This is a genomic window from Streptomyces bottropensis ATCC 25435 (genome assembly GCF_000383595.1).
Classification (GTDB): domain Bacteria; phylum Actinomycetota; class Actinomycetes; order Streptomycetales; family Streptomycetaceae; genus Streptomyces; species Streptomyces bottropensis.
This window is the reverse complement of sequence record NZ_KB911581.1, coordinates 3,939,290-3,958,807: the sequence shown is the minus strand read 5'-3', so window position 1 is coordinate 3,958,807 and position 19,518 is coordinate 3,939,290. Positions and strand designations below refer to the sequence as shown.

Here is a 19,518-nt window from a genome sequence, read left to right as displayed (position 1 = left end):
GTGTTGCGATGCCCGGTTCTACGAAGGCCATGGGGGTGCTCACCGTCGGTGGGCTGGTCGCGGTGACGGCCTACTCGGTGGCGCTCGGCAGTAATGGCTGGCTGTGGTTCGGATGGGTCTTCCTGGGCCTGCTGACGCTGGGGATGGTGGCGTCGCGCACCTGAGGCTCACGCACCGTGAGCCTCAGACCCGGGGAATTCCCCCGTCCGGGTGTACGCCCGGCTGGTATTTGGGCAGCCGGGCGGTGATCTTCATGCCCGCGCCGACCGCGGTCTCGATGACGAGGCCGTGGTCGTCGCCGTAGACCTGGCGCAACCGCTCGTCGACGTTGCTGAGGCCGATGCCGCCCGAGGGGCTGGTGTCGCCGGCCAGGATGCGGCGGAGCACCTCCGGTTCCATGCCGACGCCGTCGTCCTCGATGACGACGAGTGCCTCCGCTCCCGCGTCCTGGGCGGTGATGCTGATGTGGCTCTTGCCCGCGGCCGGCACTGTCCTGCCCTCCAGTCCGTGCTTCACCGCGTTCTCCACGAGGGGCTGGAGGCAGAGGAAGGGCAGGGTGACCGGGAGCACCTCGGGGGCTATCTGGAGCGTGACCGAGAGCCGGTCGCCGAAGCGGGCCCGGACCAGCGCCAGGTAGTGGTCGATGGCGTGCAGTTCGTCGGCGAGGGTGGTGAAGTCGCCGTGTCTGCGGAACGAGTAGCGGGTGAAGTCGGCGAATTCCAGCAGGAGTTCACGGGCGCGCTCGGGGTCGGTGCGGACGAACGAGGCGATCACCGCGAGCGAGTTGAAGATGAAGTGCGGGGAGATCTGGGCGCGCAGAGCCTTGATCTCGGCCTCTATCAGGCGGGTGCGGGACTGGTCGAGGTCGGCCAGTTCGAGTTGGACGGAGACCCAGCGGGCCACCTCGCCCGCCGCCCGGACGAGGACGGCGGACTCGCGGGGCGCGCAGGCGACGAGTGCCCCGTGGACGCGGTCGTCGACCGTGAGGGGGGCGACGACGGCCCAGCGCACCGGGCAGTCGAGGATGTCGCAGGTCAGCGGGAAGGCCTCGCCGCGGCCGGACTCCAGGGGACCCGCCAGCCTGCCCATGATCTCGGCGCGGTGGTGTTCGGCCACGCCCTCCCAGGCGAGGACCGACTCGTGATCGGTGAGGCACAGCGCGTCCGTGCCGAGCAGGGTCCGCAGCCGCTTGGCGGATCTTCGGGCCGTCTCCTCGGTGAGGCCGGCTCGCAGCGGGGGCGCGGCGAGGGTGGCGGTGTGCAGGGTCTGGAAGGTGGCGTGCTCGACGGGCGTGCCGAGGCCGCCGAGGCTGCTGCGCGGGCGGGCCGTACGGCGGCCGAGCCAGAACCCGGCCGCGAGCACCGGGAGCAGGGCCACGCAGAACCCCGCGAGGAACCCGGTCACTTCAGCGCTCATCGCTCACCTCCTGCAATGGGTACACCGCTCACCGCTCGTGGGTTCCCTTCCACCGGTCCTCCTGCCGGCCCCGCCAGCCCGGTTCGCGCTGTCCGCCCGGTCCTCAGCGGCGCCACAGTTCGATCTCCTTGGTCGCCGCCCGGGTCCGGCCTCCGACGAGTTCCTCCGGGAGGTGGAAGCGCGCGAGGATCGCCGGTGTCTCGGCCGGGATCCTGCCGGGGGTGGCCAGGGACACCAGGACCATCGTGAGGAAGCCGAGCGGGACGGACCAGAGGGCGGGCCAGGCCAGCAGGGCGTGCAGGGTGCCGGTGCCGGGGTACCCCGCCATGGTCGCGGCGACGGCGAGGAGCGCCGCGCCGCCGCCGACGAGCATGCCCGCGGCGGCCCCCGGCGGGGTCAGGCGCCGCCACCAGATGCCGAGCACGAGCAGCGGGCAGAAGGAGGAGGCGGACACGGCGAAGGCGAGGCCGACCGCGTCGGCGACGGGCAGCCCGCCGACCAGGCCGCTCGCCGCGAGCGGCACGGCCATGGCGAGGAGTGTGCCGAGCCGGAAGTGCCGGACGCCTCGTGCGGGCAGGACGTCCTGGGTGAGCACTCCGGCGACCGCCATGGTCAGGCCCGAGGCGGTGGACAGGAACGCGGCGAAGGCGCCGCCCGCGACCAGCGCGCCCAGGAGGTCGCCGCCGAGGCCGCCGATCATGCGGTCCGGCAGGAGCAGGACCGCCGCGTCGGCGTCTCCGGTGAGGGTGAGGTCGGGGGCGTAGATGCGGCCGAGGGCGCCGTAGAGCGGCGGCAGGAGGTAGAAGAAGCCGATCATGGCGAGGACGACGACCGTGGTGCGGCGGGCGGCGACGCCGTGCGGGCTGGTGTAAAAGCGGACGACGACGTGGGGCAGGCCCATGGTGCCGAGGAAGGTGGCGAGGATCAGCCCGTAGGTGGCGTACAGGGGGCGTTCCTCGCGTCCGGCGGCGAGGGAGGTGGACATGCCGCCGTTGGTGCCGCGGTCGGCGACGGGGACGGTGTCGCCCTTGGTGAAGGTCAGCCGGGTGCCCCGGTCGATGCGGTGGGTGCCGGCGGACAGGTGCACGCGCCGCTCGTCGTGACGGCGGCCGTCGATCGTGCCGGAGGCGGTGACGGTGAGCGGGCCGGTGAGCTTCAGGTCGAGGGTCTCGTCGACGCGGACGACGCGCTGTTCGCGGAACTCGGCGGGCTCGTCGAAGGCATGGCGCGGGGCGCCGTCGCCCTGCCAGGCGAGCACGAGGAAGATCGCGGGGACGAGCAGGGCGGTGAGTTTGAGCCAGTACTGGAAGGCCTGGACGAAGGTGATGCTGCGCATGCCGCCGGCGGCGACCGTGGCGGAGACTACGACGGCGACGATGACACCGCCGAGCCACTCGGGCGCGTCGGTGAGCACGTTCAACGTCAGTCCGGCGCCCTGTAGTTGGGGCAGCAGGTAGAGCCAGCCGACGCCGACGACGAAGGCCCCCGCCAGCCGGCGCACCGTCTTGGAGGCGAGCCGGGCCTCGGCGAAGTCCGGCAGGGTGTAGGCACCGGAGCGGCGCAGCGGGGCGGCGACGAACAGCAGCAGGACGAGGTAGCCGGCGGTGTAGCCGACCGGGTACCAGAGCATGTCGGGGCCCTGGACGAGGACGAGGCCGGCGATGCCGAGGAAGGAGGCGGCGGAGAGGTATTCGCCGCTGATCGCGGCCGCGTTGAGACGGGGGCCGACGGTGCGGGAGGCGACGTAGAAGTCGGAGGTGGTGCGGGAGATGCGCAGGCCGAAGGCGCCGACGAAGACGGTCGCCACGACGACGAGGGCGACCGCGGGGACGGCGTAGTTCTCGTTCATGCCTTGCTTCCGGTCTCCTCGTTCACGGGTTCACTGCTTGCGTCGCCTCGGGGTCCTCCGGCGGTCCCCGGTGGTCCTCAGCGGTCCTCGACGAGCCGGGCGAGGTCCTGTTCGTTGCGTTCGGCGCGGCGTACGTGCCAGAGGGCGAGGAGGACCAGGGGCGGATAGACCCCGAAGCCGAGGAGGGCCCATTCCAGTCCCGCGCCGTCCGGCATCGCGGCGAAGACCAGGGGCAGCGGGGCGACCAGCAGGACGAGGACCGCGAACACGGCGAGGGCGGCGCGGAGTTGGCTGCGCATGAGGGAGCGGACGTAGGTATGGCCGAGGGTGGTCTGTTCGTCGATCTCGGTGCGGGGGCGGTGATGGCCCGAGCCGCGGCGGGTGCGGCGGGGCACTCCGGTGACGACGACACGGCGTTCGGCGGGGTTCTCGTGGGGCATGGCGCTCCTCAGCCCGTGGTCCGGCGCATCAGCAGATCGCGCAGCTCGCGTGCGTGACGGCGGCTGACCTGGAGTTCCACCGGGCCGACGAGGACGCTCACCGTGCCCGCGTCCAGGCGGAGTTCGCCGACGTGCCGCAGGGCGACGAGGTGGCGGCGGTGGATGCGGACGAACCCGCGTGCGCGCCAGCGCTCTTCGAGGGTGGAGAGGGGGATGCGGACGAGGTGGCTGCCCTGGGCAGTGTGCAGTCGGGCGTAGTCGCCCTGGGCCTCGACGTGGGTGATGTCGGCGACCGCGACGAAGCGGGTGACACCGCCGAGTTCGACGGGTATCTCGTCGGGATCGGGTTCGTGGACCGGGATCGGCGGGGCCGCCGTGGCCGTCGCCGTGTCGCGGAGCTGTGCGGCCCGGCGTATCGCCTCGGCGAGGCGTTCCCGGCGGACGGGCTTGAGGACGTAGTCGACGGCCTTGAGGTCGAAGGCCTGGACGGCGAAACCCTCGTGCGCGGTGACGAAGACGACGAGCGGGGGCCGGGCGAAGCCGGTGAGGAGACGGGCGAGGTCGAGGCCGTCGAGTCCGGCCATGTGGATGTCGAGGAAGACGACGTCGATCGCCTCCGGCCCGTGGGGCCCGGACTCCAGGGCGCGGTTGATCCTCCGCAGCGCCTCGGTGGCGTCGCTCGCGCCCTCGGCGCTGCCGATCCGCGGATCCGCGTTCAGCAGGTACAGCAGCTCCTCCAGAGAGGGTTTCTCGTCATCGACGGCGAGCACGCGCAGCATGAACGTGGAGTGTAGGAGTAATTCGTACGCCTGCACACGGGCGCGCGCAGGAGCCCTTCACACCGGGGGTCGCGAGCCCCCTCGCTGGATACAGTGCCCGCATGAGCAGCAACTCCGCGGCGTTCGACGAACTCGACCGCAAGATCATCACGGCGTTGATGGCGAACGCGAGGACCAGCTTCGCCGAGATCGGCTCGGCCATCGGTCTTTCGGCCACCGCGGTGAAGCGCCGGGTGGACCGGTTGCGCGAGACCGGGGTGATCACCGGGTTCACGGCGACCGTGCAGCCCGCGGCGCTCGGCTGGCGCACGGAGGCGTACGTGGAGGTGTACTGCGAGGGCGCGGCGCCGCCCCGGCGGCTCGCGGAGGTCGTGCGCAACCATCCGGAGATCACCGCGGCGATGACGGTGACCGGGGGCGCGGACGCGCTGCTGCACGTGCGGGCCGTCGACGTGGAGCACTTCGAGGAGGTGCTGGAGCGGATCCGGACCGAGCCGTTCATCCGGAAGACGATCAGTTACATGGTGCTGTCGCACCTGCTGCCGGAGGCTCCGGAGGCCGGAGCCACCCAGGACGCAGCGAACGTGCGCTGAGCCGATTCAACACGCAGCATTACTGCGCGAACAAGCAACGTTTGTTCCTTGTCGTGCGTGTGTCCCGATTCCTACCGTGGTGTCATCCCAGCCGACACCGCAGGAAGCGGAGAAACCCTCTGTGCCCGACAGCCGTGTGCCGCGCCTTCGGCGCTTTCTCGTCTGTGAACCCAGACACTTCGCCGTGCAGTACTCGATCAACCCCTGGATGCATCCGGACACCCCCGTGGACGTCGACCTCGCTCAGGATCAGTGGCGGGAGCTGATCCACGCCTACCGGACCCTCGGCCACACCGTGGACACCGTGGAGCCGGTGGCGGCGCTGCCCGACATGGTATTCGCGGCGAACTGCGCGCTCGTCCTCGGCGGCCGGGTCCTCGGCTCGCTGTTCCACGCGCCCGAGCGGCGCCCCGAGTCCACCGCGTACGACGCCTGGTTCCGGAGCGCCGGGTACGACGTGCTGCGCTCGGAGTCGGTGTGCGAGGGGGAGGGCGACCTGGTGCCGACCGGCCGCTATCTGCTCGCCGGGACCGGCTTCCGCACCACCCGAGAGGCGCATCGCCAGGCACAGGAGTTCTTCGGCGTCCCCGTGATCAGCCTCCAGCTGGTGGACCCGCGTTTCTACCATCTGGACACCGCGCTGTTCGTCCTGGAAGACGCCGGCGACGGCTCGGCGGGGAACATCGCGTACTACCCGGAGGCCTTCTCCCCCGGCAGCCGAGCGGTCCTCGCCCGGCTCTACCCGGACGCGGTGATCGCGACCCGCCAGGACGCCATGGCCTTCGGCCTGAACTCGGTGTCGGACGGCCGCCACGTGTTCATCTCGCCCCGGGCCAAGGAACTCGCCGACCAGCTCACCCGGCTGGGCTACGTGCCCGTCCCCGTCGACCTGTCGGAGTTCCAGAAGGCGGGCGGCGGCATCAAGTGCGTCACTCAGGAGATCCGCCCGTGACCGAGGACACCCGCCGCCCGCTTCGTACGACCCGCCCCCTGACCGATGGAGGTCCGCTCATGACCGCCCCCGCCCCCACGCGCTCGTCGGCCGACCTCATCCGTGCCGAGGAGCCCGTCCTCGCGCACAACTACCACCCGCTGCCCGTGGTCGTGGCCCGTGCCGAGGGCACCTGGGTGGAGGACGTCGAGGGCCACCGCTATCTGGACATGCTCGCCGGGTACTCCGCCCTCAACTTCGGTCACCGCCATCCGGCACTGATCGACGCGGCGCACCGCCAGCTGGACACGCTCACCCTCACCTCGCGGGCCTTCCACAACGACCGGCTCGCCGAGTTCGCCGAGTCCCTGGCCGCGCTGACCGGCCTGGACATGGTGCTGCCGATGAACACGGGCGCCGAGGCCGTGGAGAGCGCGATCAAGGTGGCCCGCAAATGGGCCTACGAGGTGAAGGGCGTCCCCGCCGACCGGGCCACGATCGTCGTCGCCGCCGACAACTTCCACGGCCGTACGACGACCATCGTCAGCTTCTCCACCGACCCGGTGGCCCGCGACGGCTTCGGCCCCTTCACTCCCGGCTTCCGTGTGGTCCCGTACAACGACCTCGCCGCGCTGGAGGCGGCGATCGACGAGACGACGGCCGCGGTGCTGATCGAGCCGATCCAGGGCGAGGCGGGCGTGCTCATCCCCGACGACGGCTATCTGCGCGGCGTGCGCGAGCTGACCCGGCGCACCGGTTGTCTCTTCGTCGCGGACGAGATCCAGTCGGGTCTCGGCCGCACCGGCCGCACGCTCGCCGTCGACCACGAGGACGTCCTGCCCGACGCCGTACTGCTCGGCAAGGCGCTCGGCGGCGGCATCGTGCCGGTGTCGGCGGTGGTGGCCCGCCGGGAGGTGCTGTCGGTCCTGCGTCCCGGCGAGCACGGCTCGACCTTCGGCGGCAACCCTCTCGCGGCGGCGGTCGGTTCGGCGGTGGTCGAGCTGCTGCGCACCGGGGAGTTCCAGCGCAGGGCCGCCGAACTGGGCGGGGTCCTGCGGGAGGGGCTCACGGAGCTGGTCGGCCGGGGCGTGGTCGGCTTCCGGGCGCGCGGGCTGTGGGCGGGCGTCGACATCGACCCCGCGCTCGGTACGGGCCGCGAGATCAGCCATCGCCTCATGGCGGCGGGCATCCTCGTCAAGGACACCCACGGCTCGACCATCCGCCTGGCTCCGCCCCTGACGATCACGGCCGCGGAACTCCGGTCCGCGTTGGGGACGTTGGGGGAGGTCTTGAAGGAGGGCGCCTGAAGGATGGCGGGCGGCGGGCGGGTGGGCGACGTCGAACGGACGGCCGGCGCCCGCCGGACATCGAAGGACGGCCGATGTCCGGCCCCGTCAGGACGCGGCGGTGCGGTGGGGTCGCAGCAGGAACAGGGCGATGTCGTCGGTGTGCCGGCCCGTGGGGCGGGTGTGGCGGACCAGGCTGTCGAGGAGCTGGGGCAGCGGGAGATCGCCGGCCTGGCCGAGGTGGTGGGCGAGGTCGGCGATGGTGTTTCCGATGTCGGTGCCGGGGTTCTCCACGAGACCGTCCGTGTAGAGGGCCAGCAGCGTCTTTGGGGCCAGTGACAGCGTGGTGAGCGGGTGGACGGGGCTGCCGACGCCGATGCCGAGCGGAGGGCCGGGGCGGATGTCCACGGGATGGCTGCGCCGGTCGGGGTGCCGCACCAGCGGGGGCGGGTGTCCGGCGCTGGCGAGCGTGACCTGGCGGCGACCGAGGTCGAGGTGGGCGTAGAGGCAGGAGACGAAACGGCCGGCGTTCAGGTCGGCGAGGTCGCGGTCGGTGCGGGCGAGGACCTGGTCGGGGGTGGCCCCGGCCGTGGCGTGGGCGTGGACGGCCATCCGGACCTGGCCCATGAGGGCGGCCGCCGTGATGTCGTGGCCCTGCACGTCCCCGATGACCGCGGCGGCGGTGGTGTCGGTGAGGCGGATGAGGTCGTAGAAGTCACCGCCGATGTCCATGCCGAGGCTGGCGGGCAGGTAACGGGCGGCGACGTCGAGTCCGGTCACGGTGGGCAGGGCGTGGGGCAGCAGGGTCTGCTGGAGGGCGTGCGCGAGGTTGTGCTTGGCGTCGTAGAGGCGTGCGCGGTCCAGGGCCTGGGCGATGAGCCCGGCGAGGGGCGTGAGGATCGAGCGCTCCGCTGCGGGGAAGGAGTGCGGCTCGTTGTAGGCGAGGAGGAGGCAGCCGATGGGGTGCCCGGAGCTGAGCAGCGGCAGGAAGGCCCACGCGTGTTTGTCGGTGATCTGCGGGGCTCTCGGGTAGAAGCGGGACAGTTCGCCACGGTCGGCGAAGAACGAGGAGGCGCCGGTGGTCAGCGCGCGGCCGGCGGGGGTCAGATCGGCGTCCGCGGGCAGGCCGTCGAACTGCTCGATGACGGCGGGGTCGTAGCCGCGGTGTCCGATGATCTGGATGCGGCCGGCGTCGGCGGTGGACATGATCATGCCGTGGGCGCCGAACGCGGGCAGGATCCGCTCGGCGACCAGGTCGACGACGTCCTGCACGCCGAGGGTCTCGGTCAGCGCGGCGGCCAGGGCCATCAGCAGGTGGATGCGGCTCTGCGACGGGGTTCCGGTCAGCATGGGCTGCGCGCCGACCGGCCTGGAGGAGAGGTCGGCGGTGATCGCGCGGCGCGCTCCGACAGGCCTGGACGAGGCACTCGGGGTGATGACGACGCTGGTGCCGCTGTCGTCCGTGTGCAGGCGGAGGTCGAGCCAGTGGTCCGGCGGGCGCAGGACGGTCAGGGCGACCGGCTCGCGGCTGCTCATGGCGGTGCGGTACGCGTCCATGTACGCGATGTTGTCGAGCCAGGTCAGTGACTGCCACGGCTGGGTCCCGAGCAGTTGTTCGGCGGGTCTGCCCAGCAGGCCGGCGGCCGCCGCGTTGACATAGGTGACGCACCCTCCCTGGTCGACGGCGAGGGTGCCGAGCGGCAGACGTTCCACCATCTCGGCCGCCGCGGGCCCGGACTGCGGGACGGGAGCGGCGCGGTGGGAAGGGACGAAGCGCGGCCGGTCCGGGATGACCGGCGGGACGGCGGCCGCGTCCAGGACGCGCGCGACACGGCGGGCGCTGAAGGCGATGTGCTCGCGTTCACGGCGGCTGAGCCGAGGGGAGCGTCCGGGTGCCCACATCAGCAGCAGCGCGCCCCGGCAGTGCCGGACCTCGCTGAGCGGGTGCACAGCGAACGCGAGCTGATAGGGGATGCCCGCAGCGACGCGCGGGTAACAGCGAGCCAGCTCCTCCAGGGAACTCACCCAGACGAGCCGCTCGTTGCGGACCGCGTCCTGGCTCGGGCCGTGCACGGAATAAGGAGCCCGCCACCATGGTGCGAAGGCGTCGACCGGCACCCCGCACAGCGCGATCAGGCCCAGCGTGGCCTCCTGCGGATCCAGCAGGTAGACACCCCCGGATCTGGCGCCGGTGCGGCGCACCGCCGCCGCCAGGCTCTCGCCCAGCGGATCGGCCGCCCCCGGACTCCCACCGGACCCGGTCATGCGGCGCAACACCTGACACCCATATCCAGACGCTAAGCCCGCACCCCGACGACGGCATGTGGATCAGGGAGGCCGAGCCCTCGCGGACCGCCGGGTGGCGCCGCGCACGGGGGCGCGGTGGAGGGCGCCGGGCAGGCGCCCGGAGGAAGGGCTGCTCGGTGTGGACTCCGAGGGCGGGTTCGGCGTTGCCGGGTGCGTGGTTCGGCCAGAAGTCCGCATCCGGCGACGTAGGCGGGTCCGGGTGCTCCCGGTGACGTGGCAGGGCGGGCTACGATCAATCGTCGACACGCAGGACGGGGCTCACCAGCGCTCACGCGCCTGACGCAACGTCAGCGATGTCAGCGAGGAGTCAGCGTGAGCGCGATCGGGACCGGCCGCGGACGGCCGCACCCGCAGAGGGTCGCGAGCACGCATGACGGCGGTGACCTGGCGGAACACGTCCATAGGGTCGATCGGGTAGCGCGAGGGAGACGCCGTGTTCTATTACCTGCTCAAATACGTGCTTCTGGGTCCGCTGCTGCGACTGGTCTTCCGGCCTCGCATCGAGGGCCTCGAACACGTACCGTCGTCGGGCGCGGCCATCGTCGCGGGCAATCACCTGTCCTTCTCGGACCACTTCCTGATGCCCGCGATCCTCAAGCGCCGGATCACGTTCCTGGCGAAGGCGGAGTACTTCACCGGACCGGGTCTCAAGGGGCGCCTGACGGCGTTCTTCTTCCGCAGCGCCGGGCAGATCCCGGTCGACCGCTCCGGCAAGGAGGCCGGTCAGGCCGCCATCCGCGAGGGGCTCGGGGTGCTGAGCAAGGACGAACTCCTCGGCATCTACCCGGAGGGCACCCGCTCGCACGACGGCCGCCTCTACAAGGGCAAGGTCGGCGTGGCGGTCATGGCGCTCAGGGCCAAGGTGCCCGTCATCCCCTGCGCCATGATCGGCACCTTCGAGGCACAGCCCCCGGGCAAGGTCATCCCCAACGTCCACCCCGTCGTCATCCGCTTCGGCAAGCCGCTCGACTTCTCCCGCTACGAGGGCATGGAGAGCGAGAAGGCCGTCCTGCGCGCGATCACCGACGAGATCATGTACGCGATCCTCTCGCTCTCCGACCAGGAGTACGTCGACCAGTACGCGGCCGTGGTCAAGGCGGAGGAGGCAGCGGCGGCGGCGAAGGAGCGCAAGTTCCCGCGCATGCCGTTGAGTTGACGACTGCCCGCCGGTACGTCGAGGCGCTCTGCCGATAGCAGAGCAGCCGGGCGGACCAGGGGCGGGCGTCGTACGGTCGGGCCATGACACGACGTGCTGTGGTGATCGGGGCGACGGGACAGATCGGGCGCGTGGCCGTGGGCGCGCTGGCGCGGGACGGCTGGGCGGTGACGGCCGTCTCGCGGGGCGGCGGCCGGGACGAGGGATGGCCCGAGCAGGTGCGGGCGGTGTCCGCCGATCGCGAGGACGACGCGGCACTGACGGCCGCGATCGGCGACGGCTGTGACGTGCTGGTCGACGTCGTCGCCTACGGTCCCGCACACGCCCGGCAGTTGCTCGCGCGGGCCGACCGGGTCGGGTCGGCGGTCGTCGTGTCCAGTGTCTCGGTGTACGAGGACGACAAGGGCCGCGGCTTCGACACCCAGGCGGAGCCGGACGGCTTCCCCGCGTACCCGGTGCCCGTCCCCGAGAGTCAGCGCACGGTCCGGCCGGGCGACACCTCGTACAGCACCCGCAAAACGGGCCTGGAGCGCGAACTCCTGGCCGGGGGCGACCGGTTGCCCACGACCGTGCTGCGCGCGGGCGCCGTCCACGGGCCGCACTGCCGCACACCGCGCGAGCTGTACTTCGTGAAGCGCAACCTGGACCGACGGCCCCGCCGGATCCTCGCGTACGGCGGCGCGAGCCGTTTCCATCCGGTGAGCGTCCACAACATCGCCGAGCTGATCCGGCTGGCGGCCGCGCGGCCCGGCACCCGGGTGCTGAACGCGGTCGACCCCGAGGCGCCGACCGTCGGGGAGATCGCCGCCGCGATCGACGCGGTCATGGGGGTCGACGCGGAGAACGTGCTGGTCGACGGCCCCGCCCCGGCTCCCACCGTGGGCGACACGCCCTGGTCCGTACCGGTGCCGGTGGTGTGCGACATGTCGGCCGCCGAGCGTGAGTTGGGGTACCGCGCCGTGGTCCGGTACGCGCAGACGCTGCCGGAGACGGTCGCGTGGATCGAGGGCCGGCTGGCCGCCGCACGGGACTGGCGGGAGGCGTATCCCAGGATGGCCGAGCTGTACGGGGACCTCTTCGACTACGCGGCGGAGGACGCCTGGCTGGCGGGCCGCCCGGCGTGACCGGGTGAGCCCACGCGGAAGGGGGTGACCGGGGAATCCCGGTCACCCCCTTCCGTCCGTCAGGCGACTACGGCCGGCCTACGGAGCGGGCGTGGCGTGCGGCGCGCACTTCACGTCGGCCCCGCCCACCTCGCCGGTGAGCAGGTAGGAGTCCACGCGCTCGTTGACACACGGGTTGACCAGGCCGGTGACTCCGTGCGAGCCCGCGTTCTGCTCCGTGATCAGACGGGAGCCCCTGAACCGCTTGTGCAGTTCGACGGCACCCTCGTACGGCGTGGCCGCGTCACGCTCGGACTGGACGATCAGGACGGGCGGCAGGCCCTCCTTCGTCTTCACGTTCAGCGGGGTGTACTGCTTGGACTGCCAGGTGGCGCACGGCAGGTTCATCCAGGCGTTGGCCCACGTCATGAACGGGTGGCTCTTGTGCAGCCGGGTGTTGTCACGGTCCCACTTGCGCCAGCTGGTGGGCCACTTGGCGTCGGTGCATTCGACCGCCGTGTACACGGCGTTGCCGTTCTCCGAGGCCGCGTTGCCCGCGGTGTCGGTGAGGTCCGGGGCGGCCGCGTCGACCAGTGCCTGGGTGTCACCGGCGGCGTACTTGCTCCAGACCCGGGCGGTGGGCGCCCACGAGGAGTCGTAGTACGGGGCGCTCTGGAAGAAGGAGATCAGCTCGGCCGGGCCGACGAGGCCGCCGAGGGGCTCCTTCTTCGCGGTGGCGCGCAGCTCCAGCCACTTGGCCTGCACCTTGGCCTGGGTGTTCCCGAGGTGGTACGTCGCGTCGTTCTGCGCGACCCACTTCGTCCAGTCCTGCCACCGGCCCTCGAAGGCGACGTCCTGGTCCAGGTTGGCCTCGTACCAGATCTTCTCGCGGGAGGGGTTCACCACGCTGTCGACGACCATGCGGCGCACGTGGTCCGGGAAGAGGGTGCCGTAGACGGCACCGATGTAGGTGCCGTAGGAGACACCGAGGAAGTTGAGCTTCTTCTCCCCCAGGGCGGCCCGGATGACGTCCAGGTCGCGCGCGGTGTTCGGTGTCGTCATCTGCGGCAGCATCTCGCCGCTGCGCTTCTTGCAGCCCGCCGCGTAGTCGGCCGCGAGCCCCCGCTGCTTCAGCTTGTCGGCCTCGGAGTCCGGGACCGGGTCCATCTTGGGCGCTTTCACGAACTCCTGCGGGTCGACACAGGAGATGGGCGCCGACTTGCCGACACCACGCGGGTCGAAGCCCACGAAGTCGTACGCCTTGGACGTCTTGGCCCACAGCGGGGCCTTGGTGGTGACCCGGCGCGGGAAGCGCAGGCCCGAGCCACCGGGGCCGCCCGGGTTGTAGACGAGCGCGCCCTGCCGCTCCTCCTTCGTACCGGTGCTGCCGATACGGTCCACGGCCAGCTCGATCTGCTTGCCGTTCGGCTTGGCGTAGTCCAGTGGCACGGAGACCCAGCCGCACTTGATCGGCTTCTCCAGGCCCCAGCTCTCGGGGCAGTCCTGCCAGTCGATGCCCTTCTTCGCCGCCTTCGCGGCGGCGAGGGCGACGCCCTTGGCCTCAAGGTTCTGCGCTCGCGCGCTGTCCGCGGCGCTGGCCACGGGGGCGGCGACGGTGCCCGCTATCAGCGTCACCGTGACGAGCAGTCCGGCGGAGCCGAACGCTGCCGCCCTTCTGGTCGGCCTCATACCTCTCAAGAGGGAACTCCCCGTACATCGTTGCGAAGATGTGAATGGTCACGGGGATCCTCGTACCTGTCAGGTACCTGAGGACAGAGGGGCGGACAGTTCTTTACTAATCCGATAACCGGTGCGGAAAGTCCCGGTCAGCGGAGGCCGGGCCTCGCTGTTCCTCAGCCGTCCAGCTCGGCAAGCGCGTCGTCGAGCACCCGCCGCAGCCGCAGCGCGTCGGGCGCGAGGGCGCTGACGAGCACGGCGGGCCCAGCGAGCGGAGTGAGCGCGGCGGTCTCCCCCAGCACCCTCGGCCCGGGCGCCCGCTCGGCGAACTCCGGCCGTGCGACGATCAGTTGTCCGAGCGCCCGGTACCCGCCGAGCACGGCCGGCCCGTCCCAGCCACCGGGAGCCCCCGGCCCACACCCCACCTGCTGATCGAGCAACGGACGCCCGCCCGACCACACGCAGAGCCGGCTGGTGAGCCGCCCGGACTCCTCTCCGGCCCGGCCGAGCACCTGCTCCTCCCGGAACACCAGCCGCGCACCGGCGGCGAGTTCCACCCGCGTCGACACACACAGCTCGCTGCCCTTCGCCGAGATCAACTGCTCGGGCAGCCAGCGCAGTTCGCCTCCGTCGGCGACCTCGATCCGTACGGCGTAGTGGGCCTCGCCCTTGACCTGCCCCGGCAGGGCGATCGTCGCGGCGGCCGACCCGACACACAGCCGGGCCCCTGCGCCGACCTCCGCCTCCACGGCGAACCGGTCACCCCCGAGCGGGCCGCTCATGGCCCCGACCAGCATGACCCGCGCCTCGTCGCCGCTTCCCCGGGTACGGCGCAACGCCAGCGGACCGTCGCTCTCCAGCACGGGCAGGGCCGTACCGCCCCGCCCGTCGGCGCGGGCCGCGATCCGGGCGGTGGCCCTGACACCGGTGGTCCCGCCGTCCCTGCCCGCGGCGGCGTCCCGGACCGCCGTCATGCCGTCCACGCCGCGAGCTTCTCGCGCACCCAGGCCGCGACGTCCGCGACGCCGGCCTCGGTGCGCAGCGACTGGAACACCACCGGCAGTTCCGCCCGCTGCGCCTTCGCGTCCGCCGCCATCCGGGCGAGGTCGGAACCGACGTACGGCGCGAGGTCGGTCTTGTTGACGACGAGCAGGTCGGCGGTGGTGACGCCGGGCCCGCCCTTGCGCGGAATGTCGTCCCCCCCGGCCACGTCGATGACGAAGATCTGCGCGTCGACGAGCCCCCTGGAGAAGGTGGCGGTGAGGTTGTCGCCCCCGGACTCGACGAGAATGAGGTCCAGCGGCCCGACCTCGTCCTCCAGATCCTCCACCGCCTCCAGGTTCGCGGAGATGTCGTCCCTGATCGCGGTGTGCGGGCACGCCCCCGTCTCCACGGCGGTGATCCGCTCGGGCGGCAGCACGGCCTCGCGCAGCAGGAACTCGGCGTCCTCGCGCGTGTAGATGTCGTTCGTCACGACCGCGAGCGACAACTCCTCCCGCAGCGCCCGGCAGAGCGCGGCGACCGTGGCCGTCTTCCCGGACCCGACGGGCCCGCCGAGCCCGATCCGCAGGGCACGCCGAGTCCCGTCGGCCCGCCGCGCGTCCGCACCGACGGCCGCCGGGCCGTCGTGGGAGTGGGTGTGATCGAGATGCATGAGTGACTCCTTGGGTGGACTGTGGCTGTGGTTGTGCCTGCGGCTGTGCCCGTGGATCGCGGGAGGGGGAGGGTCGGACGGTCGCAGGGCGGGTGCGGGTGGTGCGGGCTTCCCGCGCAGTTCCCCGCGCTGAGAACCGGGCCCCTGCGGGCCTGAGAAGCGCGGGGCGCAGCCCTTGCTTCTCAGGGGCGCGGGGAACTGCGCGGGAAGCCCCACCGGGCCGGCAGCTGAGGGGCGAAGGGGCGCAGCCCCTGGTAGGGGAGGGACGGGTAGGGGCGGCGGGGGCGAGGACACTCAGGACGCGAACAACCGCACGGCCCACCCCGCATGCACCTCCGCCCCGATCTCCAACAGCGGCGCCGAAGCCGCGGGCAGACTCCCCACCCCCTCCCCCCGAACCCCCCGAGCCGCATCGACCGCCGCCCCCACCACCACATCCATCTCGGGAGCCAACCGCGCCAACACCCCCGTCGCATCGAACGGATCAAGACTCAACAGCCGCACGGTCGCACTCGCCGCCCCACTCACACTCTCGTACGCCGAGCAGTACGCCGCGTCGTCCGCCCCCAGTCCGGCCGCCCGCGCCACCACCCCCAACACCACCGGCTGATGCGCCCCCTTGGGGAACTCCCGCGCCAGGGCGTCCAGTTCCGCCGACGGCCACGTCGCCCGGGCCGCCCGCATCAACTGCCGCCCCAGCTTCCGCGAAGCGCCCCGCAGGGCGACCGACGGCGTCCGGGCATCGGCGGCGGCGTCGAGGGCGGTCGGATCCGTCCCGAGCGCGGCGGCCGCGGCCAGCGCCGCCGCCACCAGTCCGGCCGTGTGCAGCCGCCCCCTGCAGAACGCCTCCAGCTCCTGCGCCCCGGTGATCAGCCCGGCCTTGACGGCCGCCTCGGCCCCACCGGAGTGCGCGTGCCCTCCGGCGGGGAACCGGCCGTCGGACAGGACGAGAAGCGCGGCCCTAGACAACGCGGCCCCCGCCCCTTCGGCCTCGCGCCCCGCACATCCGGCGTCGCCTCCCGCACATCGCCTACACCACCCCGGCCATCAGAAGAGGAAGTACCGCTGCGCCATGGGCAGTTCGGCGGCCGGCGTGGCCTCCACCAACTCCCCGTCGATGTGCACGGCGAAGCTGTCGGGGTCGACACGCACCTCGGGCCGCGCGTCGTTCTCGCGCATGTCGGCCTTGGTGACCCCCCGGGTCGACTCGATGGCCACGAACCGCTTTCCCAGCGACAGCCGCTCCGGCAGCCCGTCCTCGATGGCGAGCGGTGCCACGAAGTTGAACGAGTTCGAGGCGGGCGCCCGCCCGATGGCCCCGAACATCGGGCGCGGCAGGATCGGCTGCGGCGTCGGGATGGAGGCGTTCGCGTCGCCCATCTGCGCGTACGCGATCTGCCCGCCCTTGATCACGAGCTGGGGCTTGACGCCGAAGAACGCGGGTTCCCAGACGACGAGGTCGGCGAGCTTGCCCGTCTCGACGGAGCCGATCTCACGGGCCAGCCCCTGCGCGAGGGCCGGGTTGATCGTGTACTTGGCGACATATCGACGTACCCGGTGGTTGTCCGCGCGGCCGTCACCGGGCAGCGCGCCCCGCCGCCGCTTCATGACGTGGGCGGTCTGCCAGGTGCGCAGGATGACCTCGCCCACCCGCCCCATGGCCTGCGCGTCCGAGGAGATGATCGAGATCGCGCCCAGGTCGTGCAGGATGTCCTCGGCGCCGATGGTGGACGGCCGGATGCGGGACTCGGCGAACGCGAGGTCCTCGGGCACGGCCGCGTTCAGGTGGTGGCAGACCATCAGCATGTCGAGGTGTTCCTCGGCGGTGTTGACGGTGTAGGGCCGGGTCGGGTTGGTGGAACTGGGCAGGACGTGCGGCTCGGACACCACGGTCATGATGTCGGGCGCGTGCCCGCCACCGGCACCCTCGGTGTGGTACGCGTGGATGCCGCGCCCGGCGATCGCGGCGAGCGTGTCACCGACGAACCCGGCCTCGTTGAGCGTGTCCGTGTGGATGGCGACCTGGATGCCCGTCCGTTCGGCGACGGTCAGCGAGGCGTCGATGACGGCCGGGGTCGAGCCCCAGTCCTCGTGCAGCTTGAGGCCGAGGGCGCCGCCGCGGATCTGGGACAGCATCGCCTCATGGGAGACCGTGTTGCCCTTGCCGAGGAAGCCGATGTTGAGCGGGTACCGCTCCATCGCCTCCAGCATCCGGGCGAGGTGCCAGGGGCCGGGCGTGACGGTCGTCGCCTTCGAGCCCTCCGCCGGTCCCGTGCCGCCGCCGACCAGGGTGGTGACGCCGGACGACAGCGCCTCGTCGGCGATCTGCGGACAGATGAAGTGGACGTGGGCGTCGATGGCGCCGGCGGTGACGATCCGCCCGTTGCCCGCGATGATCTCCGTCTCGGGGCCGATGACGAGGTCCGGGTGGACGCCGTCCATGGTGTCGGGGTTGCCGGCCTTGCCGATGCCGGTGATCCGGCCGTCGCGGATGCCGATGTCGGCCTTGACGACGCCCCAGTGGTCGATGATCACGGCGCCCGTGACGACCGTGTCCGGGGTGCCTTCTGCGCGCGTAGCACGCGCCTGGCCCATCGATTCGCGGATGACCTTGCCACCACCGAACACCGCCTCGTCGCCGGCGAGTCCGGGCCCGCCAGAACGGTCCTCCTCGATCTCGACGAGCAGATCGGTGTCGGCGAGCCGGATGCGGTCACCGGTGGTGGGGCCGAACAGGTCGGCGTACGCGCCACGCGAGATCTCAGGCATCGAGGGCACCTCCGGTCTCGCCGCGCAGTCCGGGCACGACCCGGGCGCCGGCGAGGGGTACGAGTTCCACCTCGGCGGGGATACCGGGCTCGAAGCGCACGGCGGTGCCGGCGGCGACGTTCAGCCGCTTCCCGCGCGCGGCCGCGCGGTCGAACTCCAGGCCCGGGTTGGCCTCGGCGAAGTGGTAGTGGGAACCGACCTGGACGGGCCGGTCGGCGGCGTTCAGGACGGTGAGGCGGGTGACCTCACGGCCCTCGTTGTAGACGATCGGGTCAGCGGCGAAGAGGATCTCTCCGGGAATCATCGAGGCCCCCTCAGACGATCGGGTCGTGGACGGTGACAAGCTTGGTGCCGTCGGGGAAGGTGGCCTCGACCTGGACGTCGTGGATCATCTCGGCGATGCCCTCCATGACGTCGTCCCGGGTGAGCAACTGCCGCCCGGATGCCATGAGTTCGGCCACGGTGCGGCCGTCCCGCGCGCCTTCGAGGAGGTGCGCGGTGATGAGCGCCACGGCCTCGGGGTGGTTCAGCTTCAGCCCGCGGGCCCGGCGCTTCTCCGCGACGTCGGCCGCCACATGGATCAGCAGCCTCTCCTGCTCGTGCGGGGTCAGTTGCACGGCTTCCACCTCACATCCTCGCTCCGGACCGTGCGGGGTCCGGTTGCCTCGCCACCGGGCAAATTCGCTGGTGGCGTGGCCGCAGGCTAATTGGGTGGCGTTTCGGCGACGTTAACCGGCCCGTGATCCCCGCACGCGTCGCCTGCCGTGCGCCGGCCGTCCCGCCGCCTCTCGCACACGCCCCGCCGACCCCACGCACCCCCCACTCAACCGCCGCCGCCCTTGTCGTCCTTGTACTCCATGCTCGTCAACGCCTTCACACCCAGTTCCAGCACCTGGATCGGCACGTCGCCGAACAGGGCGTACTGGGCCGCGAAGCCCTGGGCGAGCGCGACCATCGTGCGCGCCACGCTCAGGGCGGGGATGTCGGCCCGCATCATCCCGGCGTCCTGGTACCCCTCGACGACCTTGATCCATGGCGTGCGGACCTGGGCGAACCCGTCGGCGAGGATGGCGTGCAGTTCGGGATTGCGCAGCGTCTCGGCCCACACCTGGACCATCAGCCTCGGGTACAGGGACTCCCCCGTCTCCCCCAGTGACGGCCGGCCGCGCAGCATCCGGCGCAGCACCGCGCCGATCAGGACGTCCGGCGGTGGGGGCGGGCTCTGCAGTACGGCCTCCTCGAACGCGGCGCGGATCTCGTCGAGCACGGCGCCGACGATCGCGGCGATCAATTCCTCCTTGCCGCTGAAGTACCGGTAGACCGCCCCGGCGGAGAGGTCGGCCTCCTTGAGCACGTCCTGCATCGATGTGGCGTGGAAGCCGTTGCGGGCGAAGCAGCGGGCGGCGGCGTCGAGGATCTGGCGGCGGCGGGCGTCGAGACGCTCCTGGGATACGCGGGGCATGCCGCCAAACGTAAAACGAACGTTCCTTCTTGACAAGGCGCGACGCCGGGAGGATGGTGAAGCCAAGAAAAACGAACGCTCCTTCTTTTTAGCGGC

19 protein-coding genes are annotated in these 19,518 nt (G+C 71.9%); 6 read left to right on the top strand and 13 right to left on the bottom strand.

What is annotated here, in order from left to right:
- Positions 1 to 8: 8 nt before the first annotated feature.
- Positions 9 to 164: a hypothetical protein gene (locus STRBO_RS42850; RefSeq protein ID WP_037627356.1), complete on the top strand. Its 156-nt coding sequence runs from the start codon at positions 9 to 11 to the stop codon at positions 162 to 164.
- Between the two features lie 19 nt (positions 165 to 183).
- Here STRBO_RS42850 and STRBO_RS0117550 read toward each other — a convergent pair whose 3' ends face one another.
- From STRBO_RS0117550 to STRBO_RS0117535, 4 genes are all read right to left on the bottom strand, one after another.
- On the bottom strand, positions 184 to 1,404 hold the full coding sequence (locus tag STRBO_RS0117550) for a sensor histidine kinase (RefSeq protein ID WP_005475369.1): 1,221 nt from the start codon (positions 1,402 to 1,404) through the stop codon (positions 184 to 186).
- A 115-nt stretch (positions 1,405 to 1,519) separates the two neighbouring features.
- Positions 1,520 to 3,265, bottom strand: a complete 1,746-nt coding sequence (locus tag STRBO_RS0117545; RefSeq protein WP_005475371.1) for a sodium/solute symporter — start codon at positions 3,263 to 3,265, stop codon at positions 1,520 to 1,522.
- Positions 3,266 to 3,342: 77 nt separating this feature from the next.
- Positions 3,343 to 3,705: a hypothetical protein gene (locus tag STRBO_RS0117540; RefSeq protein ID WP_005475372.1), complete on the bottom strand. Its 363-nt coding sequence runs from the start codon at positions 3,703 to 3,705 to the stop codon at positions 3,343 to 3,345.
- Between the two features lie 8 nt (positions 3,706 to 3,713).
- Positions 3,714 to 4,484 carry a LytR/AlgR family response regulator transcription factor gene (locus STRBO_RS0117535; RefSeq protein WP_020114530.1) on the bottom strand — a complete coding sequence of 257 codons (771 nt, stop codon included), beginning with the start codon at positions 4,482 to 4,484 and terminating at the stop codon, positions 3,714 to 3,716.
- A gap of 101 nt (positions 4,485 to 4,585) precedes the next feature.
- Here STRBO_RS0117535 and STRBO_RS0117530 point away from each other — a divergent pair, with 101 nt between their 5' ends.
- The 3 genes from STRBO_RS0117530 to rocD all read left to right on the top strand — a co-directional run bounded on the left by STRBO_RS0117530 (position 4,586) and on the right by rocD (position 7,315).
- Entirely contained in the window at positions 4,586 to 5,077 is a 492-nt protein-coding gene (locus tag STRBO_RS0117530) for an Lrp/AsnC family transcriptional regulator (RefSeq protein ID WP_005475376.1), read from the top strand.
- A 121-nt stretch (positions 5,078 to 5,198) separates the two neighbouring features.
- On the top strand, positions 5,199 to 6,029 hold the full coding sequence (gene ddaH / locus STRBO_RS0117525) for a dimethylargininase (protein ID WP_020114529.1): 831 nt from the start codon (positions 5,199 to 5,201) through the stop codon (positions 6,027 to 6,029).
- A 59-nt stretch (positions 6,030 to 6,088) separates the two neighbouring features.
- Positions 6,089 to 7,315 (top strand): ornithine--oxo-acid transaminase, encoded by a 1,227-nt coding sequence (rocD, locus tag STRBO_RS0117520; RefSeq protein ID WP_028796710.1) that lies wholly within the window; start codon positions 6,089 to 6,091, stop codon positions 7,313 to 7,315.
- 87 nt (positions 7,316 to 7,402) lie between these two features.
- Here rocD and STRBO_RS0117515 read toward each other — a convergent pair whose 3' ends face one another.
- A complete protein-coding gene (locus tag STRBO_RS0117515) occupies positions 7,403 to 9,559 on the bottom strand; it encodes a SpoIIE family protein phosphatase (protein WP_005475389.1) in 2,157 nt (718 codons plus the stop codon).
- Between the two features lie 475 nt (positions 9,560 to 10,034).
- Between STRBO_RS0117515 and STRBO_RS0117510 the strand changes: the two genes are divergently transcribed.
- Entirely contained in the window at positions 10,035 to 10,757 is a 723-nt protein-coding gene (locus tag STRBO_RS0117510; RefSeq protein ID WP_005475393.1) for a lysophospholipid acyltransferase family protein, read from the top strand.
- Positions 10,758 to 10,855: 98 nt separating this feature from the next.
- Positions 10,856 to 11,881 carry an NAD-dependent epimerase/dehydratase family protein gene (locus tag STRBO_RS0117505; RefSeq protein WP_005475394.1) on the top strand — a complete coding sequence of 342 codons (1,026 nt, stop codon included), beginning with the start codon at positions 10,856 to 10,858 and terminating at the stop codon, positions 11,879 to 11,881.
- A gap of 78 nt (positions 11,882 to 11,959) precedes the next feature.
- Here the strand turns inward: STRBO_RS0117505 and STRBO_RS0117500 are convergent, their stop codons facing one another.
- The 8 genes from STRBO_RS0117500 to STRBO_RS0117465 all read right to left on the bottom strand — a co-directional run bounded on the left by STRBO_RS0117500 (position 11,960) and on the right by STRBO_RS0117465 (position 19,422).
- Positions 11,960 to 13,549 carry an alpha/beta hydrolase gene (locus tag STRBO_RS0117500; RefSeq protein WP_005475401.1) on the bottom strand — a complete coding sequence of 530 codons (1,590 nt, stop codon included), beginning with the start codon at positions 13,547 to 13,549 and terminating at the stop codon, positions 11,960 to 11,962.
- 164 nt (positions 13,550 to 13,713) lie between these two features.
- Positions 13,714 to 14,511 (bottom strand): urease accessory protein UreD, encoded by a 798-nt coding sequence (locus tag STRBO_RS0117495; protein ID WP_202499600.1) that lies wholly within the window; start codon positions 14,509 to 14,511, stop codon positions 13,714 to 13,716.
- The gene (gene ureG, locus STRBO_RS0117490) at positions 14,508 to 15,191 is read right to left on the bottom strand and encodes an urease accessory protein UreG (protein WP_005475403.1); all 684 of its coding nucleotides are present in this window, start codon (positions 15,189 to 15,191) and stop codon (positions 14,508 to 14,510) included. Before ureG ends, STRBO_RS0117495 begins: the two co-directional genes overlap by 4 nt.
- Positions 15,192 to 15,485: 294 nt before the next feature.
- A complete protein-coding gene (locus tag STRBO_RS0117485; RefSeq protein ID WP_005475404.1) occupies positions 15,486 to 16,160 on the bottom strand; it encodes an urease accessory protein UreF in 675 nt (224 codons plus the stop codon).
- A gap of 78 nt (positions 16,161 to 16,238) precedes the next feature.
- Positions 16,239 to 17,960: an urease subunit alpha gene (locus tag STRBO_RS0117480; protein ID WP_005475405.1), complete on the bottom strand. Its 1,722-nt coding sequence runs from the start codon at positions 17,958 to 17,960 to the stop codon at positions 16,239 to 16,241.
- Positions 17,953 to 18,264, bottom strand: coding sequence for an urease subunit beta (locus tag STRBO_RS0117475; protein WP_005475407.1), 312 nt, complete (start codon positions 18,262 to 18,264; stop codon positions 17,953 to 17,955). The genes STRBO_RS0117480 and STRBO_RS0117475 overlap by 8 nt, the downstream gene beginning before the upstream one ends.
- 10 nt (positions 18,265 to 18,274) lie before the next feature.
- Positions 18,275 to 18,577 carry an urease subunit gamma gene (locus STRBO_RS0117470; protein WP_028796708.1) on the bottom strand — a complete coding sequence of 101 codons (303 nt, stop codon included), beginning with the start codon at positions 18,575 to 18,577 and terminating at the stop codon, positions 18,275 to 18,277.
- Positions 18,578 to 18,783: 206 nt separating this feature from the next.
- Complete coding sequence (locus tag STRBO_RS0117465) at positions 18,784 to 19,422, bottom strand: TetR/AcrR family transcriptional regulator (RefSeq protein WP_005475410.1); 639 nt, start codon at positions 19,420 to 19,422, stop codon at positions 18,784 to 18,786.
- Between the last annotated feature and the right edge of the window lie 96 nt (positions 19,423 to 19,518).